This is a genomic window from Arthrobacter sp. MA-N2 (genome assembly GCF_000517125.1).
Classification (GTDB): domain Bacteria; phylum Actinomycetota; class Actinomycetes; order Actinomycetales; family Micrococcaceae; genus Arthrobacter; species Arthrobacter methylotrophus.
Genome location: NZ_KI912155.1, coordinates 3,490,047 through 3,515,491, shown reverse-complemented (window position 1 = coordinate 3,515,491; position 25,445 = coordinate 3,490,047). Strand labels below are relative to the sequence as shown.

Sequence of the window (25,445 nt, the reverse complement as noted above, 5' to 3'; positions counted from 1 at the left end):
TGTTGGCACGTCCGGGAGGGGGGCTGCATGACCACCGTGAGGGTGTCGCTGTACCTCGATGTCGACGGCGTGGTGAATCCTTTCGGTCCCATGGGCTTCACGGATTGGGGTACTGAGTGGAAGATCGCTGACGCCGGAATATTGGAGGTGGTGTATGCGGCCGAAGTGGTTGAAGGGCTCAACCAGCTCGCTGTCCACCCCGCAGCGCGGTTCGTCTGGCTGACGACGTGGCAGCGGCTGGCCCCGGAGTTCCTGTGCCCGGCAATCGGCCTCCATGGTGAGCACTGGCCGGTGCTGACTAGCGACGGCTGGGACATGAGTGCCGATTGGTGGAAGCTGGACGTTTTGCAAAGGGACGTCCAAGAGTCCGGAGTCGATCGCATCGTATGGATGGATGACCAGCTGGCCCATGAAGCCGCGGCCCGATCCTGGGTCGAATTCCTCGGCAGCCGTGTGCTTTGGATCTCACCAGACCCGCGGAGGGGCCTCTCCCGGAGCGAGATAGCGGCGGTTCGACAATTCCTGGGATAAATTCGGTGTTTGGCCATGCCGTCATTGGCACGTAGGATTCATAAGGTTTCAGACCGCCCTGTTGAACTCCGCCAGTGAAGTCATATGAACATTTGCTGAACTGTGCACGGCGGGCCCGGGGGAGTGGAACTGCGCATCGTCGACTCTGCAGATTGGGCACTAGGTGGGAATCACCTTCATGGTCGCGCTTGTTATAGCGCTGGCCTTATTTTTTGACTTCACCAACGGGTTCCACGACACCGCGAACGCCATGGCCACTCCAATCGCCACGGGGGCCATCAAGCCCAGGACGGCTGTTGCCCTGGCCGCGGTCCTCAACCTCGTGGGCGCGTTCTTGTCGACCGAAGTGGCGAAGACCATTTCCGGAGGCCTTATCCGTGAAGGCGCGGACGGTATCCACATCACCCCCGAGATCATCTTTGCCGGACTGATGGGAGCCGTCCTGTGGAACATGTTTACGTGGCTCAAGGGGCTGCCGTCGAGTTCTTCCCACGCGCTTTTCGGCGGCCTGATAGGTGCGGCGATCGTTGGCATCGGCTTCCATGCCGTCAACTTCGATACCGTGCTCCAGAAGGTCATTCTTCCGGCCGTATTCTCCCCGCTGCTCGCCGGTGCCGTGGCCTATCTGTGTACCAAACTGGCCTACGCCTTGACGTCCCGGCACGACCCCGAAACCGGTGACAAGCTGGCCCAGAAGCGCGGCGGATTCCGCACGGGCCAGATCTTCACCTCCAGTCTTGTAGCCTTGGCCCACGGCACCAACGACGCTCAAAAGACCATGGGAATCATCACCCTCGTCCTGATCGCCGCCGGAACCCAGCCCGCCGGCAGCGGCCCGCAGCTCTGGGTCATCGGTGCCTGCGCACTCGCCATCGCCATCGGAACCTACGCTGGCGGCTGGCGCATCATCCGGACCATGGGTTCCGGGCTGACCGATGTCAAGCCGGCCCAAGGTTTTTCTGCGGAGGCCAGCACCGCCTCTGCGATCCTTGCGTCTTCCCATCTCGGCTTCGCGCTGTCCACCACGCAGGTGGCCTCCGGTTCGGTCATCGGCTCGGGACTCGGACGTAAAGGCACTACGGTCCGCTGGGGAACAGTGGGTCGTATCGCCACCGGCTGGCTCTTCACCCTCCCCGCCGCCGCCATCGTGGGCGGCCTGACCGCTTTCCTCATCGGAACCGGCTCCGTCGGCGTGGCGATCGCCGCGATCGTGGGCACCGGCGTCGTCGTCTACATGTTCATTTATTCGAGGAAGTCGCACGTGGGCCACCACAACGCGGTGGAAGTCGAGGAGGCCGGCACTGCCGTCCGCTTCCGCAAGAAGCAGACTGTTAAACAAAGGCCGGGCAAGAGCAAAAGTAAGGACATGCAGGCATGAAGTGGTTGGAACTGGTGCAGGTCGCCGGGGCGACCCTGGTGGCGGCAGTGGTCTTGGTAGTGTTGTACTCGCTCGGTGTTCGCCTCACTGCCATCGCGGGCGACGCCCGGCAGAAGTCACCGGGCCTGATCCGGTCCTTTGCCTATCTTTGTTTCATAGCGTGCGGAATCGCGGTGCTTTTCGGGATCTATCTGATCGTCCCGTACTTCACAAAGTAGTTGGGAACCCCGCGGCCGAATGAGTAGGGTGGGGCCATGTCGGAATTCCAGTACTACGTGGCATCCTCGCTTGACGGATTCATCGCCACCCATGAGGACGATCTCGGCTGGCTGCTCCAGTTCGAAGAAGCCGAAGGCGTCACCGAAAGTTACGAAGACTTCATGACGGGCATCGGCTGCGTTGTCATGGGCGGCCAGACGTACCGCTGGCTCATGGAACATGAAGCCGGCAAGTGGCCCTACCCCGGGATCCCCTGTTGGATCTTCACCCACCGCGAATATTCCGCGCCCGCGGGAGCGGATGTCACGTTCGTGCGTGGTGAGGTCGAGGAGTTTGCATCGGACCTGCTTTCCGACGCCGGCGAGAAGAACGTATGGCTGGTTGGCGGTGGAAACCTCGTCGCCCAGTTCGCCAAAGCGGGACTGTTGGACGAGATGATCCTCACGCTGATCCCCGTCGCGCTGGGTTCCGGCAAGCGTCTCCTGCCAGTCGAGAGCCCGACGGCGTCCCTTGAGTTGCTCTCGTGCCGCACGCTTGGCGGCGCGGCAGTGGAGCTGCGGTACAGGTTCCCGGGGCGGGCTCGTTGAGTCAGCGGCGCTGATTCTCCCGGATCATGTTGGTGATCCGTGCCGTCGACAAGCGGCGCCCGTGCTCGTCGGTCATGACGATTTCGTGGGTGGCGAGGGTCCCGCCCAAGTGGATGGCTGTGCATGTGCCGGTGACCAGGCCGCTTGCTACCGAACGGTGGTGGGTTGCACCCACCTCGATCCCCACCACGTGGCGTCCGGCTCCCGCATGCAAGGCCGCTGCGAAGGAACCCAAGGTTTCGGCGAGAACCACATGGGCTCCGCCGTGGAGGATGCCGGCAACTTGGGTGTTGCCTTCCACGGGCATGGTGGCAACGGTCCGATCCGGGCCCAGTTCAAGGAATGTGATGCCCATCTTCGCCACGAGCGAGCCCACGCCATAGCGCGAAAGCCAACCATGTAACTCCTGCGGAACGCCGGCCGCATTGAGCTCGTCAGTGAATGGGCCCGGCGTGAAATTGTCCATCATGGCAACTAGGCTGGCACCTGTGAGCGAAACAACCAAACCGGACTCGGTTCCAACTGAAACGCCAGTGCCAACTGGAACAACAACATCGACTGCCACCGCAACGACACCAGACCCTTCAGGAACCATCGCAGGCACGACGGCGGGCAGCCGCCCCCGGCTTCTGGTCCTTGATGGGCACTCCATGGCATTCCGGGCGTTCTATGCCTTGCCTGCAGAGAATTTCGCCACGTCCTCGGGACAGCACACCAACGCCGTGCACGGATTCACCTCGATGCTGATCAACCTCATCAAGGACCAGAAACCCACCCACGTGGCGGTAGCCTTCGACGTCTCGGATGACACCACCTTCCGCAAGGCCGAATACAGCGAATACAAGGGTGGTCGCAACGAAACCCCGGCCGAATTCCGTGGACAGATAGATCTCATCGACCAGGTCATGGCGGCTTGGGGCATCAAGACCATCAAGATGCCCGGCTACGAGGCGGACGATATCCTCGCCACACTCGCATCCCGCGGCGAGGCCGCCGGTTACGAAGTCCTCCTGGTTTCGGGAGACCGGGACGCTTTCCAGCTGATCACGGACAATGTGTTCGTGCTGTACCCGAAGCAGGGTGTTTCCAACATCCCGCGCATGGACGCGGCGGCCATCGAAGAAAAGTACTTCGTTCCGCCGTCGCGCTACTCCGACCTCGCTGCGCTCGTGGGGGAGTCGGCGGACAATCTCCCGGGCGTCCCAGGCGTCGGGCCCAAGACCGCTGCCAAGTGGATCAATCTTTATGGCGGCCTGGACGGGATCCTGGAAAACCTGGATTCGATCGGCGGCAAAGTCGGCGGTGCGCTCAAAGAAAACCTCGATGCCGTCAAACGCAACCGTCGCCTCAACCAGCTGCTGAGCGACCTTGAGCTCCCGGTGACACTCGCCGAACTGGAAGAGCCGCGTCCCAACCGCCAAGAGGTCGAGGCCCTGTTCGATACCCTTGAGTTCAGGACGCTCCGTGCCCGGTTGTTCGCGCTGTATGGCGAAGACACCGCCGGAGCGCCCCCGGAAACCATCGAAGCGCCCGCCTATGCGGTCCTGGACGAAGCCGGGGCCTTGGAAGCCTTTTTCGCTGCCGGTGCGGGGAGCCGGGCGGCAGTCGCAGTGCAGTTGGTTCCGGGGCGGATTGGCGACGACGCCGCTGCCGTTGCCGTGGTGCGGTCAAACGGAGCCGCCTACATTGACCTTTCAAGCTTGGACGCGGCGGCGGATGCCGTCCTGGCCAAGTGGCTGCGGGACCCAGAAGAAGCCAAGGTCATGCACGAATTCAAGTCCGCGCTGAAGGCCCTGCACTACCGGGGTCTTGGCCTGGAAGGCGTGGTCGATGACACCTCCATCTCGGGCTACCTGATCCAGCCGGACCGCCGCAGCTACGAACTGGCCGAACTCGCCCAGCACCATTTGCGGATCACTCTCACCACGGCCGCTGCGCAAAGCGGCCAACTGGAGCTTGAGCTCGGTGATGGGCCGGACGGAGCCGCGGCCACCGCGCTCGTCCAGGAAGCCGCCGTCGTGCACGCACTGAGCAAGCACTTCGAAAGCGAGCTGGCCGAACGCAAGGCCGAAGCCCTCCTGACCACGCTGGAGCTGCCTGTCGCGCGGGTTCTGGCCCAGATGGAACTTGCGGGCATTGCCATCTCGCTTGACCGCCTGAACGAACAGCTGGCGGACCTCTCCAAGGTGATCGACAACGCGCAGGAGCAGGCGTTCGCAGCGATCGGCCACGAAGTCAACCTGGGCTCGCCCAAGCAACTGCAGACCGTCCTCTTCGAGGAACTTGGTTTGCCGAAGACCAAGAAGATCAAGTCCGGCTACACCACGGACGCTGCCTCGTTGAAAGCCCTCCTGGAGAAGACCGGCCACGAGTTCCTGGTCCAGCTCATGGCCCACCGTGAATCTTCCAAGCTGGCGCAGATGCTGGAGACGCTCAAGAAATCAGTGGCCGAGGATGGCCGCATCCACACCACGTACGCACAAAACGTCGCGGCCACAGGGCGTATTTCCTCGAACAATCCCAATCTGCAGAACATCCCCGTGCGTAGTGAGGAAGGCAAGCGCGTCCGGGGGATCTTCGTGGTCAGCGAAGGCTATGAATGCCTGTTGTCCGCTGACTACTCGCAGATCGAAATGCGTATCATGGCGCATCTGTCCGGCGACCAAGGGCTTATCCAGGCCTACAAGGAGGGCGAGGACCTGCACCGCTATGTGGGCTCGCATATCTTCAATGTGGCTCCGGAAGACGTCACGAGTGCCATGCGTTCCAAGGTCAAGGCCATGTCGTATGGACTGGCCTACGGGCTGACCTCGTTTGGCCTGTCGAAGCAACTGGAAATCTCGGTCGACGAAGCCAGGACCCTCATGAAGGACTACTTCGACCGCTTCGGCGCAGTGCGCGACTACCTGCGCGGCGTGGTCGAGCAAGCCAGGATCGATGGCTACACCTCCACGATCGAAGGCCGGCGCCGGTATCTTCCGGACCTGACCAGCACGGACCGCCAACACCGGGAGATTGCCGAACGCATTGCGTTGAACTCGCCGATCCAGGGTTCGGCTGCGGATCTCATGAAGCGGGCGATGCTCGGAGTTTCAGCAGAGTTGACCAGCCAGGGGCTCACATCGCGGATCCTGTTGCAGGTCCATGACGAACTCGTGCTCGAGGTAGCCCACGGCGAACGCGAAGCGGTCGAAAAGCTCGTGGCCGAACAAATGGGGTCGGCGGCCCAGCTGACGGTGCCCCTGGATGTGCAGCTCGGGGTCGGCTCCAGTTGGTACGAAGCCGGGCACTAGCCGGGGCCCGTTCAGGATTTGACCGGCCGGCATGGGGCACGCCGTCACTATGGTGGCGTGCTCCGGGCGGTCTGGCTAGGCTCGGGACGTGGCTGATCCCAAGGAAACAAAAGAAAAATATACTGCCAGGCGCTTTCGTTCCGTCGACAAGGAGAACCCGGACTACGGACAAGCACGTGATTGGCTCCGGGCCGTCGGCTTTGGATTCCACGACGAGCAACGAAGCGATGACCTTATCGACAAAATCCTCGCAATGTACCAAGCGGACAACCGCGAGCTGACGGGCGTCTACGTCAACGACGAACCTCCATTGCATGCCCTCAGCCCGGGATTTCCGGTGGCGACCTTTGGAACTCTGGAAAACAAGCTCAACGTTGGCTTCGGCCAGGAACTGCGGACACGCCAGATCACCGCCGTCACCGTACGCGGCACGCACCGGCGCCACGGCATCCTGCGGGGGATGATGACCGCCGATCTTGCCGACGCCAGGGACGATGGCTTGGCCATGGCGGCACTGACGGCTTCCGAAGGATCCATCTACGGCCGTTTTGGATTTGGTGTCGCCACCTTTGAGCGGAGCATCAAGGTGGATACCGGTCCAAGATTCCGCGTTCGTCACGAGCCCGTTGGCCGGGTGGAAATCGCGGATCCCAAGGTCCTGCTCGAACTGGCGCCCGGGATTTTCGACGGCGTTCACCGGCGCACCCCCGGGTCGATCGTGCGCCAGGACTCCTACCGCCACCACGTGTCGGGAGCCATGACGCGCGACGGCAGCGAGGACAAAGCGATCAAATGCGCCCTCCACTATGCGCCGGACGGCACCATTGACGGCTACGTGTCCTACAAGTTCGCCGGCTGGGACTCGAAGCCGTACACCGTGGAAATCGTGGACCTCATCGCCGCCACCGATTCCGGATATCTGGAACTGTGGCAATTCCTGGGCGGCATCGACCTCGTTGACCAGGTCTCCTGGGCTGATGCGCCCGTCGAAGATCCGCTCGCATGGTCCCTTGTGGACGGTCGTTGCGTCGCGTCGTCGGACTACCGCGACATGTTGTGGTTGCGTGTCCTGGACGTCCCTGCGGCTTTGTCAGCCCGCCGCTACGGCACTGACGGGCGTTTGGTCTTGAAAATCCGGGATGCGCTCGGCTTTGCCGACGGTACGTGGGAATTGGCGTCCGACGGCGGCACCGTCACGGTCAGTGAGGCGAGTGGCGGGAGCCAGGATGTGCGCCCGGATCTGAGCATGGACGTCACGGATCTGGGGTCTGTCTATTTGGGCGCCGTGAGTCCGGTAACCTTGGCTTCGGCAGGACGGATCCGGGAGCACACGCCGGGCGCAACAGTGACTGCCCAGCACATGTTCGCCGTCGAACGTCCAGCCCACTGCCTGACCCACTTCTAGGCAAAACCCACACGCAGGACCTACAACAGAAGAAGGATTCCATGGGGGAATTCGCGCCGGGTGGACCGCCCACCGGCCAATCAGTACTGCCTCGCCGGAGGTCGTTGCTGGCCGTGGCCGCAGGACTTGCGGCGACGGCCGTGGCTGCTTGCGGGGAACCGCAAGCCGCCAGGCCTCGTCCGGTCCAGGCTTCGACGCCGGTCCAGGCCTCGACGCCGGTCCTGGAAGATGTCAGCCAACGTCCGGTGGTGCCCGAAAAGCTTCCGGCAGTCCCGTCAAAAGCGCAGCTTGTGACCGAATTCTCCGGGCGCAAACCCGTCGAATGGGGGCTTGATGTCACTGGCGTGGTTTCGAAGACAGCGTCCACGCACGCGGTCTTGACGTTCGATGCTTGCGGTGGCCCCCACGGTTCGGACTGCGATCAACGCTTGCTCCAGACCCTGCGCAAGCTCAACGTCCCCGCCACGTTGTTCCTCAACGGGCGCTGGATCAAGGCCAATCCCGGGCTGGCTGCCGATCTCGCGGCTGATCCATTGTTCGAATTGGGCAATCATGGCTTCCAGCACCGGCCGCTATCGGTCAGCGGGCGTTCCGCTTACGGCATCGCGGGCACGTCCACCGCGGGCGAGGTGTATGACGAAATCATGGGAAACCAAGAGGCCATGGAGCAACTTTGCGGCAAAGCCCCCCGCTTCTTCAGGGCAGGAACCGCCTACTATGACGATGTCGCGGCCGCGATCACCCGCGCTCTCCAACTTGTTCCTGTGAGCTTCACCGTGAACGGCGACGGCGGTGCGACCTTCCCGGCCCCCACGGTGGCGGCGGAGGTGGGAAAGATCGGCGTAGGACAGGGCGCAGGCCAGATCGTGATCTCGCATTTCAACCAACCTGCCGGTGGAACCGCCGAGGGGTATGCGCGTGCCTTGCCGGGCCTGCTGGACCGCGGTGTGACGTTCGCGCAGCTCGGTGACACGCTGACGCTTTGACCCTCCTCGAGGCGAACGACTAGAATGAACGGGCGCATGCTACGTGCGCGCAAATTTACAATCCACAATTCAGGATGACCCGGCATGTTGCCGTGTCCTGCGGACCGGCGACGGAAAAGCGGGCGGTTTGCCTGACCGATACTCTATCCACAACGGAGCCCCTACTACATGACCATCACCTCCACCGAGAAGCCCGGTACCCCCGTAGTCGCGATCAACGACATCGGTACCGCTGAGGACTTCCTCGCAGCTGTCGACGCCACCATCAAGTACTTCAACGACGGAGACCTCGTCGAAGGTATCGTCGTCAAGGTCGACCGCGACGAAGTTCTGCTCGACATCGGTTACAAGACCGAAGGTGTCATACCTTCCCGTGAGCTTTCCATCAAGCACGACGTTGACCCCGGGGACGTCGTCTCCGTTGGCGATCAGGTCGAAGCCCTGGTGCTCACCAAGGAAGACAAAGAAGGCCGTCTGATCCTCTCCAAGAAGCGTGCTCAGTACGAGCGTGCCTGGGGCGACATCGAAAAGGTCAAGGAAGAAGACGGTGTTGTCACCGGTACCGTCATCGAGGTTGTCAAGGGTGGTCTTATCCTCGACATCGGTCTGCGCGGCTTCCTGCCCGCATCCCTCGTCGAGATGCGCCGCGTCCGTGACCTCGCTCCGTACATCGGTCAGCAGATCGAAGCCAAGATCATCGAGCTGGACAAGAACCGCAACAACGTTGTTCTTTCCCGCCGTGCATGGCTCGAGCAGACCCAGTCCGAGGTTCGCTCCACGTTCCTCAACAAGCTGGAAAAGGGCCAGGTTCGTCCCGGCGTCGTTTCCTCCATCGTCAACTTCGGTGCATTCGTGGACCTGGGCGGCGTAGACGGTCTGGTTCACGTTTCCGAGCTGTCTTGGAAGCACATCGACCACCCGTCCGAGGTTGTCGAGGTTGGCCAGGAAGTCACCGTCGAGGTTCTCGAAGTGGATCTGGACCGCGAGCGCGTGTCCCTGTCCCTCAAGGCTACGCAGGAAGACCCGTGGCAGACCTTCGCCCGCACCCACGCCCTCGGCCAGGTTGTCCCGGGTAAGGTCACCAAGCTGGTTCCGTTCGGTGCGTTCGTTCGCGTCGAAGACGGCATCGAAGGCCTCGTGCACATCTCCGAACTGGCTGTCCGCCACGTTGAGCTTGCAGAGCAGGTCGTCTCCGTTGGTGACGAGCTCTTCGTCAAGGTCATCGACATCGACCTCGAGCGCCGCCGCATCTCCCTCTCCCTCAAGCAGGCTAATGAGGGCGTTGACGCTGACAGCACCGAGTTCGACCCGGCTCTGTACGGCATGGCCGCTGAGTACGACGAAGAGGGCAACTACAAGTACCCCGAGGGCTTCGACCCCGAGTCGAACGAATGGCTCGAGGGCTACGAGACGCAGCGCGCCGCTTGGGAGCAGCAGTACGCTGATGCCCAGGCACGCTGGGAGGCTCACAAGAAGCAGGTTACGCAGCACGCTGCTGACGACGCCGCTGCTGCCGCTTCCGGCGAGAGCGACTCGGGCACCACCAGCTACTCCTCCGAGCCGGCTGCTACCGAGTCCAACGCGGGCACCCTGGCATCCGACGAGGCCCTCGCCGCTCTGCGCGAGAAGCTGACCGGCAACTAATTTGCCACGGGCCCGGGTCACCGGGCTTGCATGAAAGCGGCTCCCGCGATTCAGATACGAATCGCGGGAGCCGCTTTCTTTAACTGCTGGAACTGCTGATTCCTTCGTGCAGGTTCGCTCTTGCCCAGCCCTCCACGGGACATGCCCAGCCTTCGCACCAAGGACTGGGCATATTACTACTATGTCCAGTGCTAACGATCAGCGGAGGGCATGCTCGGTGTTCTTTAGCCTGCGTTCCCCACGGGACATGCCCAGCCTTCGCACCAACGACTGGGCATATCACTGCTATGTCCAGTGCTAACGATCAGCGGAGGGCATGTCCCTCGGTGGAGGCCTAGCCGGGGACGTCTACCCATTCCGTTCCTTGCAACCGGAGTCCGGCGGCGCCTCCGGTCATGGACGCGAGCCGCTCACCGGCGTCGGCGATTGCTTGTGGATCATCGGGCAGTGCCAGGCGGAGGATCGTCTCCGCGGGCTCGTAGCTGGTTTCAGCCATGACGAAGCCAGCTGAGCGCAGATCGTTTTCCAGCCTTCCGGCAGCGTGGTGGGGCACGGCGATGTCGCACATACGCAGGCGCCGCCGTCTAACGAGGGGAGCGGAGTCCAACGCCGCCGAGACCGACTCGGAGTACGCGCGGACCAGTCCGCCGGCGCCCAGGAGGATCCCGCCGAAATAGCGCACGACGACGGCACTCGCGTCGCTGAGATCAGCCACCCCGGGCAGGGTCTCGCGTTTGAGGAGTGCTTCGAGCATGGGGATCCCCGCTGTTCCGGAAGGCTCGCCGTCGTCGTTGGAGCGCTGGATGACGCGGTCCGGACCGAGCACGAAAGCGGAGCAGTGGTGCCGGGCATCATGGAATTCCTTGCGCAACTCTGCCACGAGGGTGCGCGCGGCGGCCTCGTCGGAGGCACGGCGCAGCACGGTGATGAAGCGCGAACGCTTGATCTCAATTTCGTGGCGGAAATCGACTCCGAGCGCCAAGGTCGTGTACGCGGTCGCCCTGCTGTCTTCCTGTTCTGCCACCGGACCAGTCTAGTGTGGAGGGGTGCTGAAGATTGGACTCACCGGCGGGATCGCGTCCGGAAAATCGCTTGTTTCCACCCGGTTGAGGGAGTTGGGTGCCGTCTTGATCGACGCCGACGCTCTTGCCCGGGAAGTAGTGGAACCGGGCACGCCGGGCCTGGCCCGCGTCGTGGCTGAGTTTGGCCAGGACATCGTCGACGCCGGTGGCCGCCTCGACCGGGCACGCCTCGGAACGATCGTGTTCGCCGAGCCGGATCGTCGCGAGGCGCTCAACGCGATCGTCCACCCCCTCGTCAGGGAACGGGCGGCCGCGATGCTTGCCACGGCAAAACCCGGAGACGTCGTGGTCCAGGATATTCCCCTCTTGGTCGAAACCGGGCAGGGCAGCGCCTTCCATCTGGTGTTGGTGGTGGATGCGCCGGACGCGGAGCGCATCCGGCGCATGACGGAGCTCCGAGGCATGACGGACAACGACGCTGTGTCCAGAATGGCCGCCCAAGCGAGCAGGCAAGAGCGGTTGGCTGCAGCGGACATCGTGTTGGACAACTCCGGAAGTGTCGAGGACATGATGGGGCTCGTGGACACCCTGTGGAAAGAGCGCTTGGCGCCGTTTGCCAGCAATCTCGCAGCAGGCAAAGCGGCACCACGAACCGGCGCGCCCGCGCTGTCCCCGCCCAACCCCGACTGGCCGGTCCAGGCCGGGCGTTTGCTTGCGCGGATCCGGCGGGCGTCTGCGGAAGTGTTGGACGCGGACCATATCGGCTCGACGGCGGTACCAGGGCTTCCGGCCAAAGACGTCATCGACCTGCAAGTCACTGTGTCCTCGATGGAAGCCGCGGACCGCATAGCGCCGGCCTTGGGTGAAGCCGGATTCCCGTTGCGGGAAGCTTCCGTCCGCGACACACCCAAACCGCCGGACCTGGATCCCGCCGCATGGCAAAAGCGATTCCATTCCAGCGCGGATCCCGGACGGCCCGTCAACGTCCATGTCCGGGTAGTTGGAAGCCCTGGTTGGCGCTACGCTTTATTGTTCCGGGACTGGCTCCGGGCGAACCCCGATGCCGCAAGAATGTATGCCGGGATGAAAAGGGAGCTTGCCGGGACGTACGCCGGCGACCATTGCACCGTGGGCTATGCGGCTGCCAAGGAACCATGGTTTACCCAGGTAGCCTGGCCGCTCATGGATGCCTGGGCCGCGAGCAGCGGGTGGCGGCCGCCGTCGTACTCCGTGGCGCAAAGCTAGGGGGCAGGCATGATCGGGAGACGCAGAATCACGCCGCATCTTGAGGGACAGCGGCTCCGCGGTATCCGCGCGCTGGCCTGGGCCGGCGTCGTTCTCATGGCCGGAGCCGCGCTGCTCTGGTTCCTGGCCGGCGGTCGCGGGGAATTCGTCGCCGGAATGCAAACGCCGACGTGGCGGGTCCTGGTACCGGCGGCCGCCTTCTGGCTGGCCTGGGTCCTGTGGCTCGTGGCCGGGGTGTGGTTCGGCATCAAGATGTTCCGCTCTATCATGGGGCGCCTGGACGACAGTTGGACACGGCCTGGCGGAGGTGGCGGTCCAGCGGGAAAACGCGGACAGTAACTGTCCGCAGGCGGGGGTACATTGGATTCATGAGCCTTGCCCAGGAGATCAACCGTATTGTCGCGCCCTTCGAGGTCATCAGCGAATTCCAGCCCGCAGGTGACCAGCCGGCCGCTATCGCGGAGCTGACGGAACGCATCAACAATGGCGAAAAGGACGTGGTGCTGCTCGGAGCCACCGGTACGGGCAAGAGTGCCACCACCGCCTGGCTGATCGAACAGGTCCAGCGGCCCACCTTGGTGATGGTCCAGAACAAAACCCTGGCCGCGCAGCTCGCCAATGAATTCCGGGAACTGCTCCCCAACAACGCGGTGGAGTACTTCGTTTCCTACTACGACTACTACCAGCCCGAAGCCTACGTTCCCCAGACGGACACCTTCATCGAGAAGGACTCCTCCGTGAACGAGGAGGTGGAACGCCTGAGGCACTCGGCAACCAATGCGCTGCTGACCCGCCGGGATGTCATCGTGGTCGCCACCGTGTCCTGCATCTACGGCCTCGGCACCCCGGAGGAGTACATTGCCGGGATGGTCACCCTCACCAAGGGCGCCGAATTGAACAGGGACGATCTGCTGCGCAGGTTTGTCGCCATGCAATACACGCGCAATGACATGGACTTCCACCGCGGGACGTTCCGGGTCCGCGGAGACACCGTGGAAATCATCCCCATGTACGAAGAGCTGGCCCTGCGCATTGAGTTCTTCGGCGACGAGATTGAGAACATCTACACTCTGCATCCGGTCACGGGAGATGTCATCCGTGAGGAAACCGAGATGTACATCTTCCCCGCCTCGCACTATGTCGCGGGGCCGGAACGCATGTCCCGCGCCATCACGGCCATCGAAGCAGAACTCGCGGAGCGGCTCAAAGTCCTGGAAGGCCAGAACAAACTGGTGGAGGCCCAGCGTTTGCGCATGCGCACCACGTACGATCTCGAGATGATGCAGCAAATGGGTTTCTGCAACGGGATCGAGAACTACTCACGCCACATCGATGGGCGCGGCTCAGGCACCGCCCCGCACTGCCTCATCGATTACTTCCCGGACGACTTCCTGCTGGTCATCGACGAATCCCACGTCACGGTTCCGCAGATCGGCGCCATGTACGAGGGCGACATGTCGCGCAAGCGCACGCTTGTGGACCACGGCTTCCGGCTTCCCTCCGCCATGGACAACAGGCCGCTTAAATGGGATGAATTCCTGGAACGGGTCGGCCAGACCGTCTATCTTTCCGCCACCCCGGGCAAATACGAGCTTGGCAAGGCGGACGGTTTTGTCCAGCAGATCATCCGCCCCACCGGACTGATCGATCCTGAAGTCGTCGTCAAGCCGACGAAGGGCCAGATCGACGACCTTCTTGGCGAGATCCGGACCCGTGTGGAGCGCGACGAACGCGTGCTGGTCACCACGCTGACCAAGCGTATGGCCGAGGACCTCACCGACTACCTGCTGGGCCACGGGGTCAAGGTCCAATACCTGCACTCCGACGTCGACACCCTTCGGCGCGTGGAACTGCTCCGCGAACTCCGCATGGGTAGCTTCGACGTCCTGGTGGGCATCAACCTGCTCCGTGAGGGCCTCGACCTGCCCGAAGTGTCACTTGTCAGCATCCTGGACGCCGACAAGGAAGGCTTCCTCCGCTCGGCCACCTCCCTGATCCAGACCATCGGCCGTGCCGCACGTAACGTGTCCGGCCAGGTCCACATGTACGCCGACCGGATCACGGACTCCATGGCCAAGGCTATCGAGGAAACCAACCGCCGTCGGGAAATCCAGGTCAAGTACAACGCGGACAACGGCGTCGATCCCCAACCCTTGCGCAAGAAGATCGCAGACATCACCGATCAGCTCGCCCGCGAGGACGCCGACACGCGTGAGCTGCTGGCATCGTCGGGCAAGAATGCTCGCGGAAAGGGCAAGGGGGCCACCACCGTCCGGAAGGATGGCTTGGCCGCGGCCCCGGCCGAAGACCTCGTGGGACTGATCGAACAGCTGACCGAGCAGATGCATGCGGCTGCCGCCGAACTGCAGTTTGAGATCGCCGCGAGGATCCGTGACGAGGTCGGCGACCTCAAGCGTGAGCTCCGCCAGATGCAATCCGCCGGGCACGCTTAGGGTAAAGTTGAGCCTACGTAGGGGAGTATCCCAAGCGCTACGTCCGTCAACACGCCAGGCATAGATGCCTCGCCGGGCCTAGCGGATCGCCGTGTGAGCTGATTGCCGTGAGGCATGGAGACACAGGCAGGTCGGAGAGACTTACGCCGTTTCGGCGTACCTGCGAAAGGCTTTTAGATGGAACTCCCCGTTTGGTTTGAGGTCGGCTCATTTGCTGTCCTCGGAATCATCCTCCTGGTCGACCTCCTTTTGGTGATCAAGCGCCCGCATGAACCTTCCATGAAGGAAGCAGGCCTCTGGGTCGCTTTCTACGTCACCCTCGCTTTAGTGTTCGCCGGAGCGATGTTCGCTTTTGCCGGGCCGGAGCATGGCAGCCAGTTCATCGCCGGTTGGGTGACTGAATACAGCTTGAGTATCGACAACCTCTTTGTCTTCATCATCATCATGGCGCGCTTCTCGGTGCCCCGGAAGTACCAGCAGGAAGTGCTGATGGTGGGTATTATCATCGCGTTGGTCCTGCGCGGTATCTTCATTGCTGTTGGCGCGGTGGTCATTGAGCAGTTCAGCTGGGTCTTCTACATCTTCGGCGCGTTCCTGCTGTGGACGGCGTGGAAGCAGGCCAGGGACGACGGCGAGGACGAGGAAGACACTTCCGAAAATCCATTCGTCGCCCGCCTGCGCAAGCTGGTACCGATGTCCGAGAAGTTCGACGGCGGCAAGCTGCGCACCACGGTTGACGGCAAGAAGCTCTTCACTCCCATGCTGATCGTCTTCGTGACCATCGGCATGACAGACCTTTTGTTCGCGGTGGATTCCATTCCGGCCATCTTCGGACTGACACAGAGTGCCTTCATTGTCTTCACTGCCAACATCTTCGCCCTCATGGGCCTGCGCCAGCTGTACTTCCTGCTCGGCGGCCTCATGAACCGCTTGATCTACCTCAAGCACGCATTGTCAGTGATCCTTGCGTTCATTGGCGTCAAGCTGGTACTGCATGCCATGCACGTCAACGAACTGCCCTTCATCAATGGTGGCCGGCATATTGAATGGGCTCCCGAGATCCCCACCTATGTTTCCCTGGCAGTCATCGTCGGCACCATCGTGGTGGCGGTTCTTGCGAGCATCATGAGTCCGGCCGCCAACAAGTCCAAGCTGGACGCCCGGCTCGAGGAAGATTCCCGCAAGAGCATAAACAAGGTCTCCGGCCACTGACGATTGAACACCGCTGAACCCCGGCCACAGTCGTGGCCGGGGTTCAGTTGGTACCGCGAACCATTCCCAGGAGACGGTTGAAGATCCCTTCCCCGTCTTCGCCGATCCCGTCGTGGTGGAAGTCTGCAGTGGTCCAGGCCTGCAGCCCGCGCACGGCGGCGGCGGTCTCCATGGACAGCTGGAAGTCCACATAGATGTCGTTGCGATACACCGCAGCCGCCACGGCCACCGTGTTCGCGTTCAGCCTGGCCACGTCGTAGAGGGGCTTCCAGTCCTGTTTGGCTGCCAGCAGTTCAGCCACTTCCCGCAAGGGAACCAGGGCCGGGTCCTGTTCGAAATACCAGGGATAGACCATTTCGCCCGTCAGGAGCGGCTCTTCGGCCCTGGGCTGGAACTCAGGGAACTCCGCAAGTACGCGCCACGCCGCCCAATCCGTGGCTTGCTGCTGGCCGTAGATGGCCTCGTGCAGGACCGCGTACAGGGGATTCGACGCCCGGGAAACGAGCCCGTGCACCTGTTCCAGAAATGCATCGGAGAGGCGCTCCCCGTCCCGGGACGGCACAAAGGCATCCTCCAGCAGGGTGTGCAGGGCATCAACGCGGGTGTTCCCGCCCAGGAACGATCCCACCATTTGGAAGCGTTCGGTGGTGAGACGTTCTCCGCTGGGCAGCCGTTCCTGGGTGGCTTCCAGATGCCGGGAAATCCGGGTGACCAGTTCGCGGTCCTCCGGATACCACGCGAAGTATTCCGCGTTACGTTCGGCAACCCGCTGGAAGGTAGCCCGGTAGACGCGCTCGGCGGGACCGTCCAACGGCGCGAGCCCTCCCGTGATGAGTACTTCGCTCAACCCTTCCGGCGCGAACGAGAGGTAGCTCAGTGCGCAGAAACCGCCGAAGCTCTGACCAAGGACGGTCCACGGCTCCGAGCCCAGGGCGTTACGGATGAGCTCGGCGTCGGCCACGATCGAGTCTGCCCGGAAATGCGTGAGGTAACGCGCCTGGGCCGCCGCATCGCCTTGGATCGGCAGTGAGGTGCGGTCCGCTGGCGTGGAGAGGCCGGTGCCCCGTTGGTCCAGCATCAGGATGCGGAAGCTCCTTGCGGCAGCCTTCATCCAGCCGGACAAGGACGTGGTCCGCGTTCCGCGTCCGCCTGGGCCGCCCTGGAGATAGAGCAACCATGGCAGCCGGCTCGCGTCTTCAGCAGTGTGCTCAGCGGAAACGAACTCCCGGGCAAAGACGGTGATGGTTTCCCGAGTGCCGTTCCCGGCGTCCTCCGGCCGTGTGGAAGGCCAATGGTCGAGGGGGACCGTGAAGAAGTGCTCGGCGGTCCGGACGCCCCGGAACTCGTGATGTGCCCGGATGGTGTGTGCCGCCTGCTCAACCACGGGCTCAGCCACGCGCCATCACCTTGTCATCGCTGCCGAAGGCACCCAGGGCTTCGCCGGTCAGCCGGAACGTGGTCCAGCCGTCCATGGGCACGGCACCCAGGCTGCGGTAGAAGTTGATGGACGGTTCATTCCAGTCCAGGACACTCCATTCCACCCTGGCGTAGCCGCGTTCGACGGCGGTGGCGGCCAGATGCTGCAGAAGCGCCTTCCCGTGGCCCTCGCCGCGTGCGTGGGGCGAGACGTAGAGGTCCTCAAGGTAGATGCCGTGGACGCCTTCCCACGTGGAGTAGTTCAGGAACCACAAAGCGAATCCCTGGACGTCCCCGGCCGCGTTTTCCGCAATGTTCGCGTATACCCGAGGACTCTCGCCGAACAAGGCCTCGGTCAGCAGTTCCGGAGTGTTCCTGACCGCGTCGGGCTCTTTTTCGTAGATCGCGAGTTCGTGGATCATCTGCAGGATCGCAGGGACATCGGACACTGTGGCAGGGCGGATAACACTCATTATTCGAGCTTACTAGGCGCCTAGAGGCGGTTGACTGCGGTCACTTTGACCACGGCGGTGCCGGTCTCGTCGGAAGCTGCCAAGTCCACTTCGGCGGAAACGCCCCAGTCGTGGTTGCGGGCCGGGTCATCGAAAATCTGCCGCACCCGCCAGACGCCGGGTTCCTCGGTGATCATGAGGAGCCCGGGGCCCCGGGCGTCGGGGCCGGTTCCGATGTCGTCGTGTTCGTCGAAGTAGTCGTCCAAAGCGTCTTCCCAGCGCTCCGAATCCCAGCCGCTGCCGGCGTCGAGCTCGCCCAAGGCGGCGGCGTCTTCGTCGGCGAACAGTTCGACGCGCCGGAACATTTCGTTGCGGACCATAACCCTGAAGGCGCGGATGTTGGACGTGAGCGACGGCGGCGGGGGAGGCGGAGCGTCGTGCGGCGTCGGAGCGACCCCGGAGGTGAGTTCTTCCCACTCGTCGAGCAGGCTGGAGTCGACCTGGCGGACCAGTTCGCCCAACCACGCAATGAGGTCTTCGAGGTCTTCCCGGAGGGCGTCTTGCGGGACCGTCTGACGCAGGGCTTTGAAGCCGTCCGCCAAGTACCGCAGTACGATCCCTTCGGAGCGGGCCAGTCCGTAGAACTGGACGAACTCGCCGAAATTCATGGCACGCTCGTACATGTCGCGGACCACTGACTTGGGTGCCAACTCAAAGTCGCCCACCCAGGGAGCGGCCTTGCGGTACACCTCGAACGCTTCGCCCAGGATTTCCGCCAGCGGCTGCGGGTAGCTGACCTCTTCAAGCATCGCCATGCGCTGGTCGTAGTCAATGCCATCGGCCTTCATTGCGGCGACGGCCTCTCCGCGTGCCTTTTTCTGCTGCGCGGAGAGGATCTGACGGGGCTTTTCGAGGGTTGCTTCGATCACAGACACGACGTCCAGAGCGTACGACGGCGATTCCGGATCCAGGAGTTCGAGCGCGGCAAGCGCAAACGGCGAAAGCGGCTGGTTCAGGGCGAAGTTGGCTTGCAGGTGAACTGTCAGCCGGACGGAACGGCCTTCCGCTTCCTGCTCGGCCTCGGGAATGCGTTCAACCACTCCTGCTGCCAACAGCTCGCGGTAGATACCGAGTGCCTTCTTCATGAGCTGCAGTTGGGCCGGGCGCGACTCATGGTTTTCGGTGAGGAGGCGGCGGGCGGCGGCAAACGGGTCGCCGGGGCGCTCCATCAGGTTGAGCAGCATTGCATGCGTCACGGTGAAACTCGACGTCAGCGGTTCCGGCACTGACTCGACCAAACGCTTGAAGGTGGGCTCCCCCCAGGAGACGAAGCCTTCCGGCGGCTTCTTCCGTACGACTTGCCGTAGTTTCTTCTGGTCATCGCCGAACTTCGCGGTGGCCTTGGCCATCGCCTTCGCGTTCTCCACTACGTGTTCGGGAGCCTGCACCACAACAGTTCCGGCAGTGTCATAGCCTGCGCGGCCCGCACGGCCGGCGATCTGATGGAATTCCCGCGAATTGAGCACGCGGGTGCGGACGCCGTCGTACTTGCTCAATGCCGTCAACAGGACAGTGCGGATGGGAACGTTGATTCCGACCCCGAGCGTGTCGGTACCGCAAATGACCTTCAGGAGGCCCGCCTGTGCCAGTTGCTCCACGAGGCGGCGGTATTTGGGCAGCATACCGGCGTGATGGACGCCGATGCCGTGCCGGACCAGCCGGTTCAGGGTCTTGCCGAAGCCCGCCGCAAAGCGGAAACCGGCAATAAGCTCGGCAATCTTGTCCTTCTCCTCGCGGGTGCACATATTGACGCTCATGAGGTTCTGGGCCCGCTCAATGGCCTCGACCTGGCTGAAATGCACCACGTACACGGGTACCTGCTTGGTGCTCAGCAGTTCCTCGAGGGTTTCGTGGACCGGCGTCTGCTGGAAGTAGTAGTGCAGCGGGATGGGCCGTTCGGCCGAACTGACAGTGGTGGTGGACCGCCCGGTGAGTTCGCTCAGGCCGGCTTCGAAGCGGCTGACATCTCCCAAAGTGGCCGACATCAGCAGGAACTGGGCCTGGGGGAGTTCCAGGAGCGGGACCTGCCACGCCCAACCGCGCTGGGGATCGGAGTAGAAGTGGAACTCGTCCATGATGACCGTCCCGAGCTCGGCTTCCTTGCCTTCCCGCAGGGCGGTATTGGCGAGGATTTCGGCGGTGCAGCAGATAATCGGTGCATCCTGGTTGACCCCGGAATCACCCGTAATCATGCCCACGTTCTCCGCCCCGAAGATATCGCAGAGGGCGAAGAACTTCTCCGAGACAAGGGCCTTGATGGGGGCCGTGTAGTAGCTGCGCACGCCCCGGGACATCGCTTCGAAGTGCGCGGCAATGGCTACCAGGGACTTCCCGGATCCGGTAGGCGTGGCGAGGATGACGTTGGCCCCGGAGGCGAGTTCCATGATGGCCTCGTCCTGGGCAGGATAGAGCTGCAGGCCGCGGCTCTCCGTCCACTCGACAAAGCGGGTGTAGATTTCGTCCGGGTCAAGGTTTCCGTCGCCTGATCCGGCATGGGAAGTTCCGGGAAGCTGCTCAAGAAGTTTCATTGCCTCCCAGCTTAGTGTGGGTGGAGCAGACCACGGAGCAGAGCATGGAGACCAGCGATGGAGACAACAGTGAAGTGGGATCCCGCCAAGTACATCGAGTTCGGCAATCATCGCGACCGGCCGTTTTTTGACCTGACGTCGAGGATCCTGACGGAAGGCCCTCGGCGCGTCGTGGATCTAGGCTGCGGTCCGGGGAACCTGACGGCGACCCTTGCGACGCGATGGCCGGGCGCCGTCGTCGTCGGGCTCGACTCCTCAGCGGAAATGCTGGCCGAAGCCGAACCCCTCGCTGCCGCCCGACCGGGTCTTTCGTTCGTCCACGCGGACATTGCCGGGTGGACGCCGGAAGCGGACACCGACGTCGTCGTCAGCAACGCCGCACTGCAATGGGTCCCAGGCCACCTGACCATGCTCGCAGGGTGGCTGGAGGCGCTGAAACCCGGCGCCTGGTTCGCGCTACAGGTCCCCGGAAATTTCGGCGCGCCTTCCCACGCGCTTATGCGGCAACTCGCGGGTTCGCCGGAATGGTCAGGGAGGCTGTCCGGTGTGCTGCGCCATGATGACGCCGTCGGGGAACCCGGTGACTACCTGAGGATCATGCTCGACGCCGGATGCGAGGCCGACGCGTGGGAAACCACCTACCAGCAACTGCTGCCGGGGGCCGATCCTGTGTTGCACTGGGTGCGGGGGACCGGTCTCCGTCCGGTGCTCGCAGCCCTCCCCGAGGACGAAGCAGCCGATTTCGAAAGCCAGTATGCGGCCATGTTGCGGGAAGCCTACCCCGCTGGCCCGCATGGGACGGTTTTTCCCTTCCGGCGGGTTTTCGCGGTAGCCCAAAAGCGTGGTTGAGCGCGCACGGCTCCTGCGGGCTTCCCAACAGCTCGAATTGCAGGGCTTCCCGGGGCGATCTGAATTAGAATGACAAGGCGGTCGTGGGGGCGGAATCGTGCGGAATCCGCCCTTCGGACACCAACGATGGGAGGCAAAGTGCTGGCATCCTTGCTGCTGCAGCGCCTAGCCCCCTACAAAGCCCACGTCCTAGCCATTGTGCTCCTGCAAGTGGTCCAGACCGGAGCTGCGCTCCTCCTGCCCACTTTCAACGCAAAGATCGTCGACGACGGCCTTGTGGCCGGAAACAGCGAAGTGATTCTGCGACTCGGCGGCTGGATGATGGTGCTCACGCTCATCCAGGTCCTCGCCGCCGTGTTTGCCGGGTACCTTGGTGCCGTCGTTGCCATGAAGATCGGCAGGGGTCTGCGCCGTGATCTTTTCGAGAAGATCCATTCGCTGCCCGACCAGGATATCGCGGCTTTTGGGCCGGCTAGCCTCGTGGTGAGAAGCACCAATGACGTCCTGCAACTCCAGAACATCACGGTCCTCGTTTTCAGCATGCTGGTTGCGGCGCCGGTCATGGGCATTGGCGGGGTCATTTTGGCAGTCGAACAGGACGTGGCCCTGTCGTGGATCGTTTTTGCCATCATTCCGGTGCTGACGATCATCATGCTCTTCATCGTCCGGAAGCTCGTGCCGCTGTACCGCGAGGGGCAGGGCTTAGTGGACCGGATCAACAGCGTGCTCCGGGAACAGATCATGGGGACGGCCGTGATCCGTGCCTTTGTCCGTCAGCCGTTTGAGATGAAACGCTTCGAGACTGCCAACGATGCCTTGACGAACAACAACCTCCGATCCGCCCGGATTGTCGCGGCCATGCTTCCGCTTGTCATGATCGTCGTCAACCTCTCCTCGGCAGGAGTGGTCTGGCTCGGTGGACACCGGATCGTTGCCGGAACCATGCAGTTGGGTGCACTCACGGCATTCATCGCCTATATCATGCAGATTCTCCTCGCGATCATGATGGCAATGTACGTATTGAGCACGGCTCCGCGCGCCGCCGTCAGCGCTGAACGCGTCACCGAAGTGCTCAACACTTTGTCTGAACAGGTCGTGGCGGGGAGCGATGCTGGCGCTGTGGGCGTTCGGGTGCCCCGCTCGAAGGGATTGCACTTCCACAATGTCTCTTTCGCGTATCCGGGGGCGGAAGCACGCGTAGTGGAGGGCATCAGTTTCCATGCGGCTCCCGGTACCACGACGGCGGTGATCGGATCCACCGGAAGCGGCAAGTCAACCATCGTCAGCCTGGTGCCAAGACTACTCGAGGCGAGCAGCGGCAGTATCTCGCTCGATGGCCAGGACATCGCCACGATGCCACTCGGTGCCCTGCGCAGCAGTCTCGCTGTAGTTCCCCAAGAAGCGTGGCTGTTTCGAGGAACCGTTGCGGAGAACCTGCGCATTGCACTGCCATCGGCCAGCGATTCCCAATTGTGGTACGCGCTTGAGATGTCCCAGGCTGCGGATTTTGTGGCCGGGCTGCCCGAAGGACTGGAAACCACATTGTCCCAAGGCGGCGCAAGCCTCTCCGGCGGTCAGCGACAGCGCCTGTGCATTGCCCGCGCAATGCTGCGTCCGGCGTCGGTCTACCTCTTCGACGACAGCTTCTCCGCATTGGATTCAGTCACCGAGGCAAGACTCAAGACGGTCCTTGAATCCGAACTTCGGGATGCCGCCGTCATCATTGTTGCCCAACGGGTCAACACCGTGGTGTCGGCAGACCAGATTCTCGTCATTGATGAGGGCCGCCTTGTGGCAAGCGGGACCCACGAGGAACTTCTGGGGTCTTCTGAGACGTACCGGGAGATCGTTGCGTCCCAGCTCGAAACGGAAGAAACCTCGTGAGCGGCGATAGCGTGCACGGTGAGCGCCCAGGGACGCCAGTGGGGTCGCTCATCCGTCTCGCCGGGTTGCTGCGGCCATCCCGGAGTATCATGACCGCCGCAATTTTGTGCATTTGCGGTTTTGTCACCCTCAACGTTGCTGCTCCCAAGGTGCTCGGCGACGCCACCGACGTCATCGCTGCCGCCGTGTTCGGTGCACAGTTCAACACGGAGCGCTTTGTCCTCCTGTTGCTGGTAGCCGCATCCATGTACGCGGTGGCTTCGCTGCTCAGTTGGTCCCAAGGCCGGCTAAACGCCCTCGCGGTGCAGCGCCTCGCGCACGACCTCCGGGAAGCCGTGGAAGCGAAACTGCATCGTCTCCCCGTGGCCTACTACGACGCCCGGTCCCGGGGAGACGTCCTGAGCCGAGCCACCAACGACCTCGACAACGTGGCACAGACGCTCAACCAGCTCCTGGCACAACTTCTGACCTCGGCGCTCATGGCCATCGGTTCACTGGCGATGATGCTCCTGCTCTCGCCCGTGCTCGCCGTCGTGTCGCTGTTGGCTGTGCCGCTATCGGCCTTGGTCTCGATCGTGGTGACCCGGCGTTCGCAGAAGTATTTTGTCCGGCAGTGGGAGGCCACGGGAGACGTCAATTCCCTCGTCGAGGAGACGGCTACGGGCCACAAGACCATCAAGCTTTTCGGTGCCAAGTCTGCAATGGCTGCACGCTTCGCTGACCACAACGACGGACTCTATTTCGCTAGCTCCAAGGCTCAGTTCGCTTCCGGACTGTTGGTGCCCCTCATGGCCTTCGTGTCGAACGCCAGCTATGTGGGGGTCGCAATCGTCGGGGGACTCCAATTCCTTGCCGGCGCGATGAGTATTGGCGGTATTCAAGCATTCATTCAGTTCAACCGGCTCTTCAGCCAGCCATTGGGCCAGATCGGCGGCATGGCCCAGGTCCTGCAATCCTGTGCGGTTTCCGCCAGCAGGGTTTTCGAGCTTTTGGACGCCGCTGAATTAACAGGGGAACCGACGGAGACAGGATACGGTGTGGGCGCGGAAGCCGCTCCGGGCGTGGGGGGTGGGCTGGATTCCCGGTTTGACTTCCCCGCGGGGAGGATTTCCTTCGACCGCATTTCGTTCAGCTATCGGCCGGATGCGCCCCTGATCGAGGACTTGTCTTTCACGGTGGAACCAGGGCAAACAGTGGCAATCGTGGGACATACGGGAGCAGGGAAGACTACCCTGATCAGCCTGCTCATGCGTTTCCACGAGCTCGACTCCGGGAGGATCACCATTGACGGCGTGGACATTGCCGGGATGGGGCGTGACGTCCTCCGCCGGAATTTCGGCGTCGTTCTGCAGGACCCGTGGATTTTCACGGGTACTATCCGGGAGAACATCGAATATGGGCTTCCGGGGGCCAGCGAGGCCGACATTGTGGCCGCAGCCGAGGCAAGCCACGTTGACCACTTTGTCCGTTCCCTGCCGAACGGGTACTCGACCATGCTCAGCAACGGAGGGGAACCTCTGAGCCAAGGTCAGCGCCAACTCCTGAGCATCGCCCGCGCGCGCCTTTCCGGCCGCCCCCTCCTGATACTGGACGAGGCGACAAGTTCAGTGGACACCCGGACGGAAGTCCTTATCCGCCAAGCGATGCACAGGTTGCGGCGCAATAAGACGTCGTTCGTGATCGCCCACCGCTTGTCCACCATCCGCGACGCTGATCTAATTCTCGTCATGGACCACGGACGGATCGTTGAACACGGCACGCATCATTCGCTGCTTGAGCTTGGCGGGCACTACTCGCGCTTGCACGAGGCCCAGTTTGCCGTCGGAGACGGCGAGGCTGCCGCGGCGCCGGTGCGGACAGCCAAGCACCGTGCGGTCCAGAGGGAGGGGAACGCCTCGTGAGCGGCACCATCGATTTTCCGGGTTCCTGGCGTCCCAACCAGTCGAGCACGGTTGCCCTCTATGAACAGCTCCGGCTCCGCATTATCGAGCTGGCCGACGGCGGCGCCCTCCCGGTCGGTTCCAAGTTGCCCGCCGTGCGCAGCCTGGCCGGGCAGCTCGATGTGGCCCCGCACACAGTGGCCCGGGCCTATAAGGAACTTGAAGCGGCCGGAGTGGTAGCCACCCGGGGACGCAACGGAACAGTGGTGTGCGCCCGGGATGACCGCTGGAGCGCCTTGGCAGCCGTGGCGGCGAGCTACTCTGCTGCGGCGAAGGCGCAGGGCGCCAGTTTCGCCGAGGCCGTGCAGCTTCTGGCGGCCGCCTACGACGCCGATTGATGG

Annotated in this window: 21 protein-coding genes; 16 read left to right on the top strand and 5 right to left on the bottom strand. The window is 62.9% G+C overall.

Features of this window, described 5'->3' with window-relative positions; genetic code table 11:
- The first annotated feature begins 27 nt into the window (after positions 1 to 27).
- The 4 genes from A3M3_RS0117210 (at position 28) to A3M3_RS0117195 (ending at position 2,715) form a co-directional block, all read left to right on the top strand.
- Complete coding sequence (locus A3M3_RS0117210; protein ID WP_035741976.1) at positions 28 to 531, top strand: HAD domain-containing protein; 504 nt, start codon at positions 28 to 30, stop codon at positions 529 to 531.
- A gap of 163 nt (positions 532 to 694) precedes the next feature.
- Positions 695 to 1,909 (top strand): inorganic phosphate transporter, encoded by a 1,215-nt coding sequence (locus tag A3M3_RS0117205; RefSeq protein WP_028267373.1) that lies wholly within the window; start codon positions 695 to 697, stop codon positions 1,907 to 1,909.
- Positions 1,906 to 2,127 carry a hypothetical protein gene (locus tag A3M3_RS0117200; protein ID WP_028267372.1) on the top strand — a complete coding sequence of 74 codons (222 nt, stop codon included), beginning with the start codon at positions 1,906 to 1,908 and terminating at the stop codon, positions 2,125 to 2,127. Before A3M3_RS0117205 ends, A3M3_RS0117200 begins: the two co-directional genes overlap by 4 nt.
- Before the next feature lie 36 nt (positions 2,128 to 2,163).
- Positions 2,164 to 2,715 carry a dihydrofolate reductase family protein gene (locus A3M3_RS0117195; protein WP_028267371.1) on the top strand — a complete coding sequence of 184 codons (552 nt, stop codon included), beginning with the start codon at positions 2,164 to 2,166 and terminating at the stop codon, positions 2,713 to 2,715.
- 1 nt (position 2,716) lies between these two features.
- On the opposite strand, the gene A3M3_RS0117190 is transcribed toward A3M3_RS0117195, so the two are convergent.
- Positions 2,717 to 3,184, bottom strand: coding sequence for a hotdog fold thioesterase (locus A3M3_RS0117190; RefSeq protein ID WP_081736850.1), 468 nt, complete (start codon positions 3,182 to 3,184; stop codon positions 2,717 to 2,719).
- A gap of 181 nt (positions 3,185 to 3,365) precedes the next feature.
- Between A3M3_RS0117190 and polA the strand changes: the two genes are divergently transcribed.
- The 4 genes from polA to rpsA all read left to right on the top strand — a co-directional run bounded on the left by polA (position 3,366) and on the right by rpsA (position 10,043).
- Positions 3,366 to 6,008: a DNA polymerase I gene (polA, locus tag A3M3_RS0117185; protein ID WP_028267369.1), complete on the top strand. Its 2,643-nt coding sequence runs from the start codon at positions 3,366 to 3,368 to the stop codon at positions 6,006 to 6,008.
- A gap of 88 nt (positions 6,009 to 6,096) precedes the next feature.
- Positions 6,097 to 7,413 (top strand): GNAT family N-acetyltransferase, encoded by a 1,317-nt coding sequence (locus tag A3M3_RS0117180; RefSeq protein WP_028267368.1) that lies wholly within the window; start codon positions 6,097 to 6,099, stop codon positions 7,411 to 7,413.
- Between the two features lie 41 nt (positions 7,414 to 7,454).
- Entirely contained in the window at positions 7,455 to 8,399 is a 945-nt protein-coding gene (locus A3M3_RS0117175) for a polysaccharide deacetylase family protein (RefSeq protein ID WP_051423244.1), read from the top strand.
- Between the two features lie 168 nt (positions 8,400 to 8,567).
- Positions 8,568 to 10,043 (top strand): 30S ribosomal protein S1, encoded by a 1,476-nt coding sequence (rpsA, locus tag A3M3_RS0117170; protein ID WP_028267366.1) that lies wholly within the window; start codon positions 8,568 to 8,570, stop codon positions 10,041 to 10,043.
- 334 nt (positions 10,044 to 10,377) lie between these two features.
- Here rpsA and A3M3_RS0117165 read toward each other — a convergent pair whose 3' ends face one another.
- Positions 10,378 to 11,067 carry an IMPACT family protein gene (locus A3M3_RS0117165; RefSeq protein ID WP_028267365.1) on the bottom strand — a complete coding sequence of 230 codons (690 nt, stop codon included), beginning with the start codon at positions 11,065 to 11,067 and terminating at the stop codon, positions 10,378 to 10,380.
- Positions 11,068 to 11,089: 22 nt separating this feature from the next.
- Between A3M3_RS0117165 and coaE the strand changes: the two genes are divergently transcribed.
- From coaE to A3M3_RS0117145, 4 genes are all read left to right on the top strand, one after another.
- Entirely contained in the window at positions 11,090 to 12,310 is a 1,221-nt protein-coding gene (gene coaE, locus A3M3_RS0117160; protein ID WP_028267364.1) for a dephospho-CoA kinase, read from the top strand.
- A 9-nt stretch (positions 12,311 to 12,319) separates the two neighbouring features.
- Positions 12,320 to 12,649, top strand: coding sequence for a hypothetical protein (locus tag A3M3_RS0117155; protein WP_028267363.1), 330 nt, complete (start codon positions 12,320 to 12,322; stop codon positions 12,647 to 12,649).
- A gap of 29 nt (positions 12,650 to 12,678) precedes the next feature.
- A complete protein-coding gene (gene uvrB, locus A3M3_RS0117150) occupies positions 12,679 to 14,763 on the top strand; it encodes an excinuclease ABC subunit UvrB (RefSeq protein WP_028267362.1) in 2,085 nt (694 codons plus the stop codon).
- Positions 14,764 to 14,940: 177 nt separating this feature from the next.
- Positions 14,941 to 15,975 carry a TerC family protein gene (locus A3M3_RS0117145; RefSeq protein ID WP_028267361.1) on the top strand — a complete coding sequence of 345 codons (1,035 nt, stop codon included), beginning with the start codon at positions 14,941 to 14,943 and terminating at the stop codon, positions 15,973 to 15,975.
- Positions 15,976 to 16,018: 43 nt separating this feature from the next.
- Here A3M3_RS0117145 and A3M3_RS0117140 read toward each other — a convergent pair whose 3' ends face one another.
- The 3 genes from A3M3_RS0117140 to A3M3_RS0117130 are packed head-to-tail and all read right to left on the bottom strand — an operon-like array spanning position 16,019 to position 20,431.
- Positions 16,019 to 17,371: an alpha/beta fold hydrolase gene (locus tag A3M3_RS0117140; protein ID WP_028267360.1), complete on the bottom strand. Its 1,353-nt coding sequence runs from the start codon at positions 17,369 to 17,371 to the stop codon at positions 16,019 to 16,021.
- Positions 17,364 to 17,864 (bottom strand): GNAT family N-acetyltransferase, encoded by a 501-nt coding sequence (locus tag A3M3_RS0117135; RefSeq protein ID WP_028267359.1) that lies wholly within the window; start codon positions 17,862 to 17,864, stop codon positions 17,364 to 17,366. Before A3M3_RS0117135 ends, A3M3_RS0117140 begins: the two co-directional genes overlap by 8 nt.
- A gap of 20 nt (positions 17,865 to 17,884) precedes the next feature.
- On the bottom strand, positions 17,885 to 20,431 hold the full coding sequence (locus A3M3_RS0117130; protein ID WP_028267358.1) for a DEAD/DEAH box helicase: 2,547 nt from the start codon (positions 20,429 to 20,431) through the stop codon (positions 17,885 to 17,887).
- 57 nt (positions 20,432 to 20,488) lie between these two features.
- Here A3M3_RS0117130 and A3M3_RS0117125 point away from each other — a divergent pair, with 57 nt between their 5' ends.
- The 4 genes from A3M3_RS0117125 (at position 20,489) to A3M3_RS0117110 (ending at position 25,442) form a co-directional block, all read left to right on the top strand.
- Positions 20,489 to 21,280 (top strand): trans-aconitate 2-methyltransferase, encoded by a 792-nt coding sequence (locus A3M3_RS0117125; RefSeq protein ID WP_231497290.1) that lies wholly within the window; start codon positions 20,489 to 20,491, stop codon positions 21,278 to 21,280.
- A gap of 138 nt (positions 21,281 to 21,418) precedes the next feature.
- The gene (locus tag A3M3_RS0117120) at positions 21,419 to 23,164 is read left to right on the top strand and encodes an ABC transporter ATP-binding protein (RefSeq protein WP_028267356.1); all 1,746 of its coding nucleotides are present in this window, start codon (positions 21,419 to 21,421) and stop codon (positions 23,162 to 23,164) included.
- An 89-nt stretch (positions 23,165 to 23,253) separates the two neighbouring features.
- Positions 23,254 to 25,065 (top strand): ABC transporter ATP-binding protein, encoded by a 1,812-nt coding sequence (locus A3M3_RS25695; protein ID WP_051423243.1) that lies wholly within the window; start codon positions 23,254 to 23,256, stop codon positions 25,063 to 25,065.
- A complete protein-coding gene (locus A3M3_RS0117110; protein WP_028267355.1) occupies positions 25,062 to 25,442 on the top strand; it encodes a GntR family transcriptional regulator in 381 nt (126 codons plus the stop codon). Before A3M3_RS25695 ends, A3M3_RS0117110 begins: the two co-directional genes overlap by 4 nt.
- Positions 25,443 to 25,445: the final 3 nt, after the last annotated feature.

Excerpts from the sequence above, each read along its gene's own strand:
- A3M3_RS0117210 (WP_035741976.1), top strand. The coding sequence starts at position 28 with ATGACCACCGTGAGGGTGTCGCTGTACCTCGATGTCGACGGCGTGGTG.
- A3M3_RS0117200 (WP_028267372.1), top strand. The coding sequence starts at position 1,906 with ATGAAGTGGTTGGAACTGGTGCAGGTCGCCGGGGCGACCCTGGTGGCG.
- A3M3_RS0117195 (WP_028267371.1), top strand. The coding sequence starts at position 2,164 with ATGTCGGAATTCCAGTACTACGTGGCATCCTCGCTTGACGGATTCATC.
- A3M3_RS0117190 (WP_081736850.1), bottom strand. The coding sequence starts at position 3,184 with ATGATGGACAATTTCACGCCGGGCCCATTCACTGACGAGCTCAATGCG.
- polA (WP_028267369.1), top strand. The coding sequence starts at position 3,366 with ATGGCATTCCGGGCGTTCTATGCCTTGCCTGCAGAGAATTTCGCCACG.
- A3M3_RS0117175 (WP_051423244.1), top strand. The coding sequence starts at position 7,455 with ATGGGGGAATTCGCGCCGGGTGGACCGCCCACCGGCCAATCAGTACTG.
- rpsA (WP_028267366.1), top strand. The coding sequence starts at position 8,568 with ATGACCATCACCTCCACCGAGAAGCCCGGTACCCCCGTAGTCGCGATC.
- A3M3_RS0117155 (WP_028267363.1), top strand. The coding sequence starts at position 12,320 with ATGATCGGGAGACGCAGAATCACGCCGCATCTTGAGGGACAGCGGCTC.
- uvrB (WP_028267362.1), top strand. The coding sequence starts at position 12,679 with ATGAGCCTTGCCCAGGAGATCAACCGTATTGTCGCGCCCTTCGAGGTC.
- A3M3_RS0117145 (WP_028267361.1), top strand. The coding sequence starts at position 14,941 with ATGGAACTCCCCGTTTGGTTTGAGGTCGGCTCATTTGCTGTCCTCGGA.
- A3M3_RS0117135 (WP_028267359.1), bottom strand. The coding sequence starts at position 17,864 with ATGAGTGTTATCCGCCCTGCCACAGTGTCCGATGTCCCTGCGATCCTG.
- A3M3_RS0117130 (WP_028267358.1), bottom strand. The coding sequence starts at position 20,431 with ATGAAACTTCTTGAGCAGCTTCCCGGAACTTCCCATGCCGGATCAGGC.
- A3M3_RS0117125 (WP_231497290.1), top strand. The coding sequence starts at position 20,489 with ATGGAGACAACAGTGAAGTGGGATCCCGCCAAGTACATCGAGTTCGGC.
- A3M3_RS25695 (WP_051423243.1), top strand. The coding sequence starts at position 23,254 with ATGACCGCCGCAATTTTGTGCATTTGCGGTTTTGTCACCCTCAACGTT.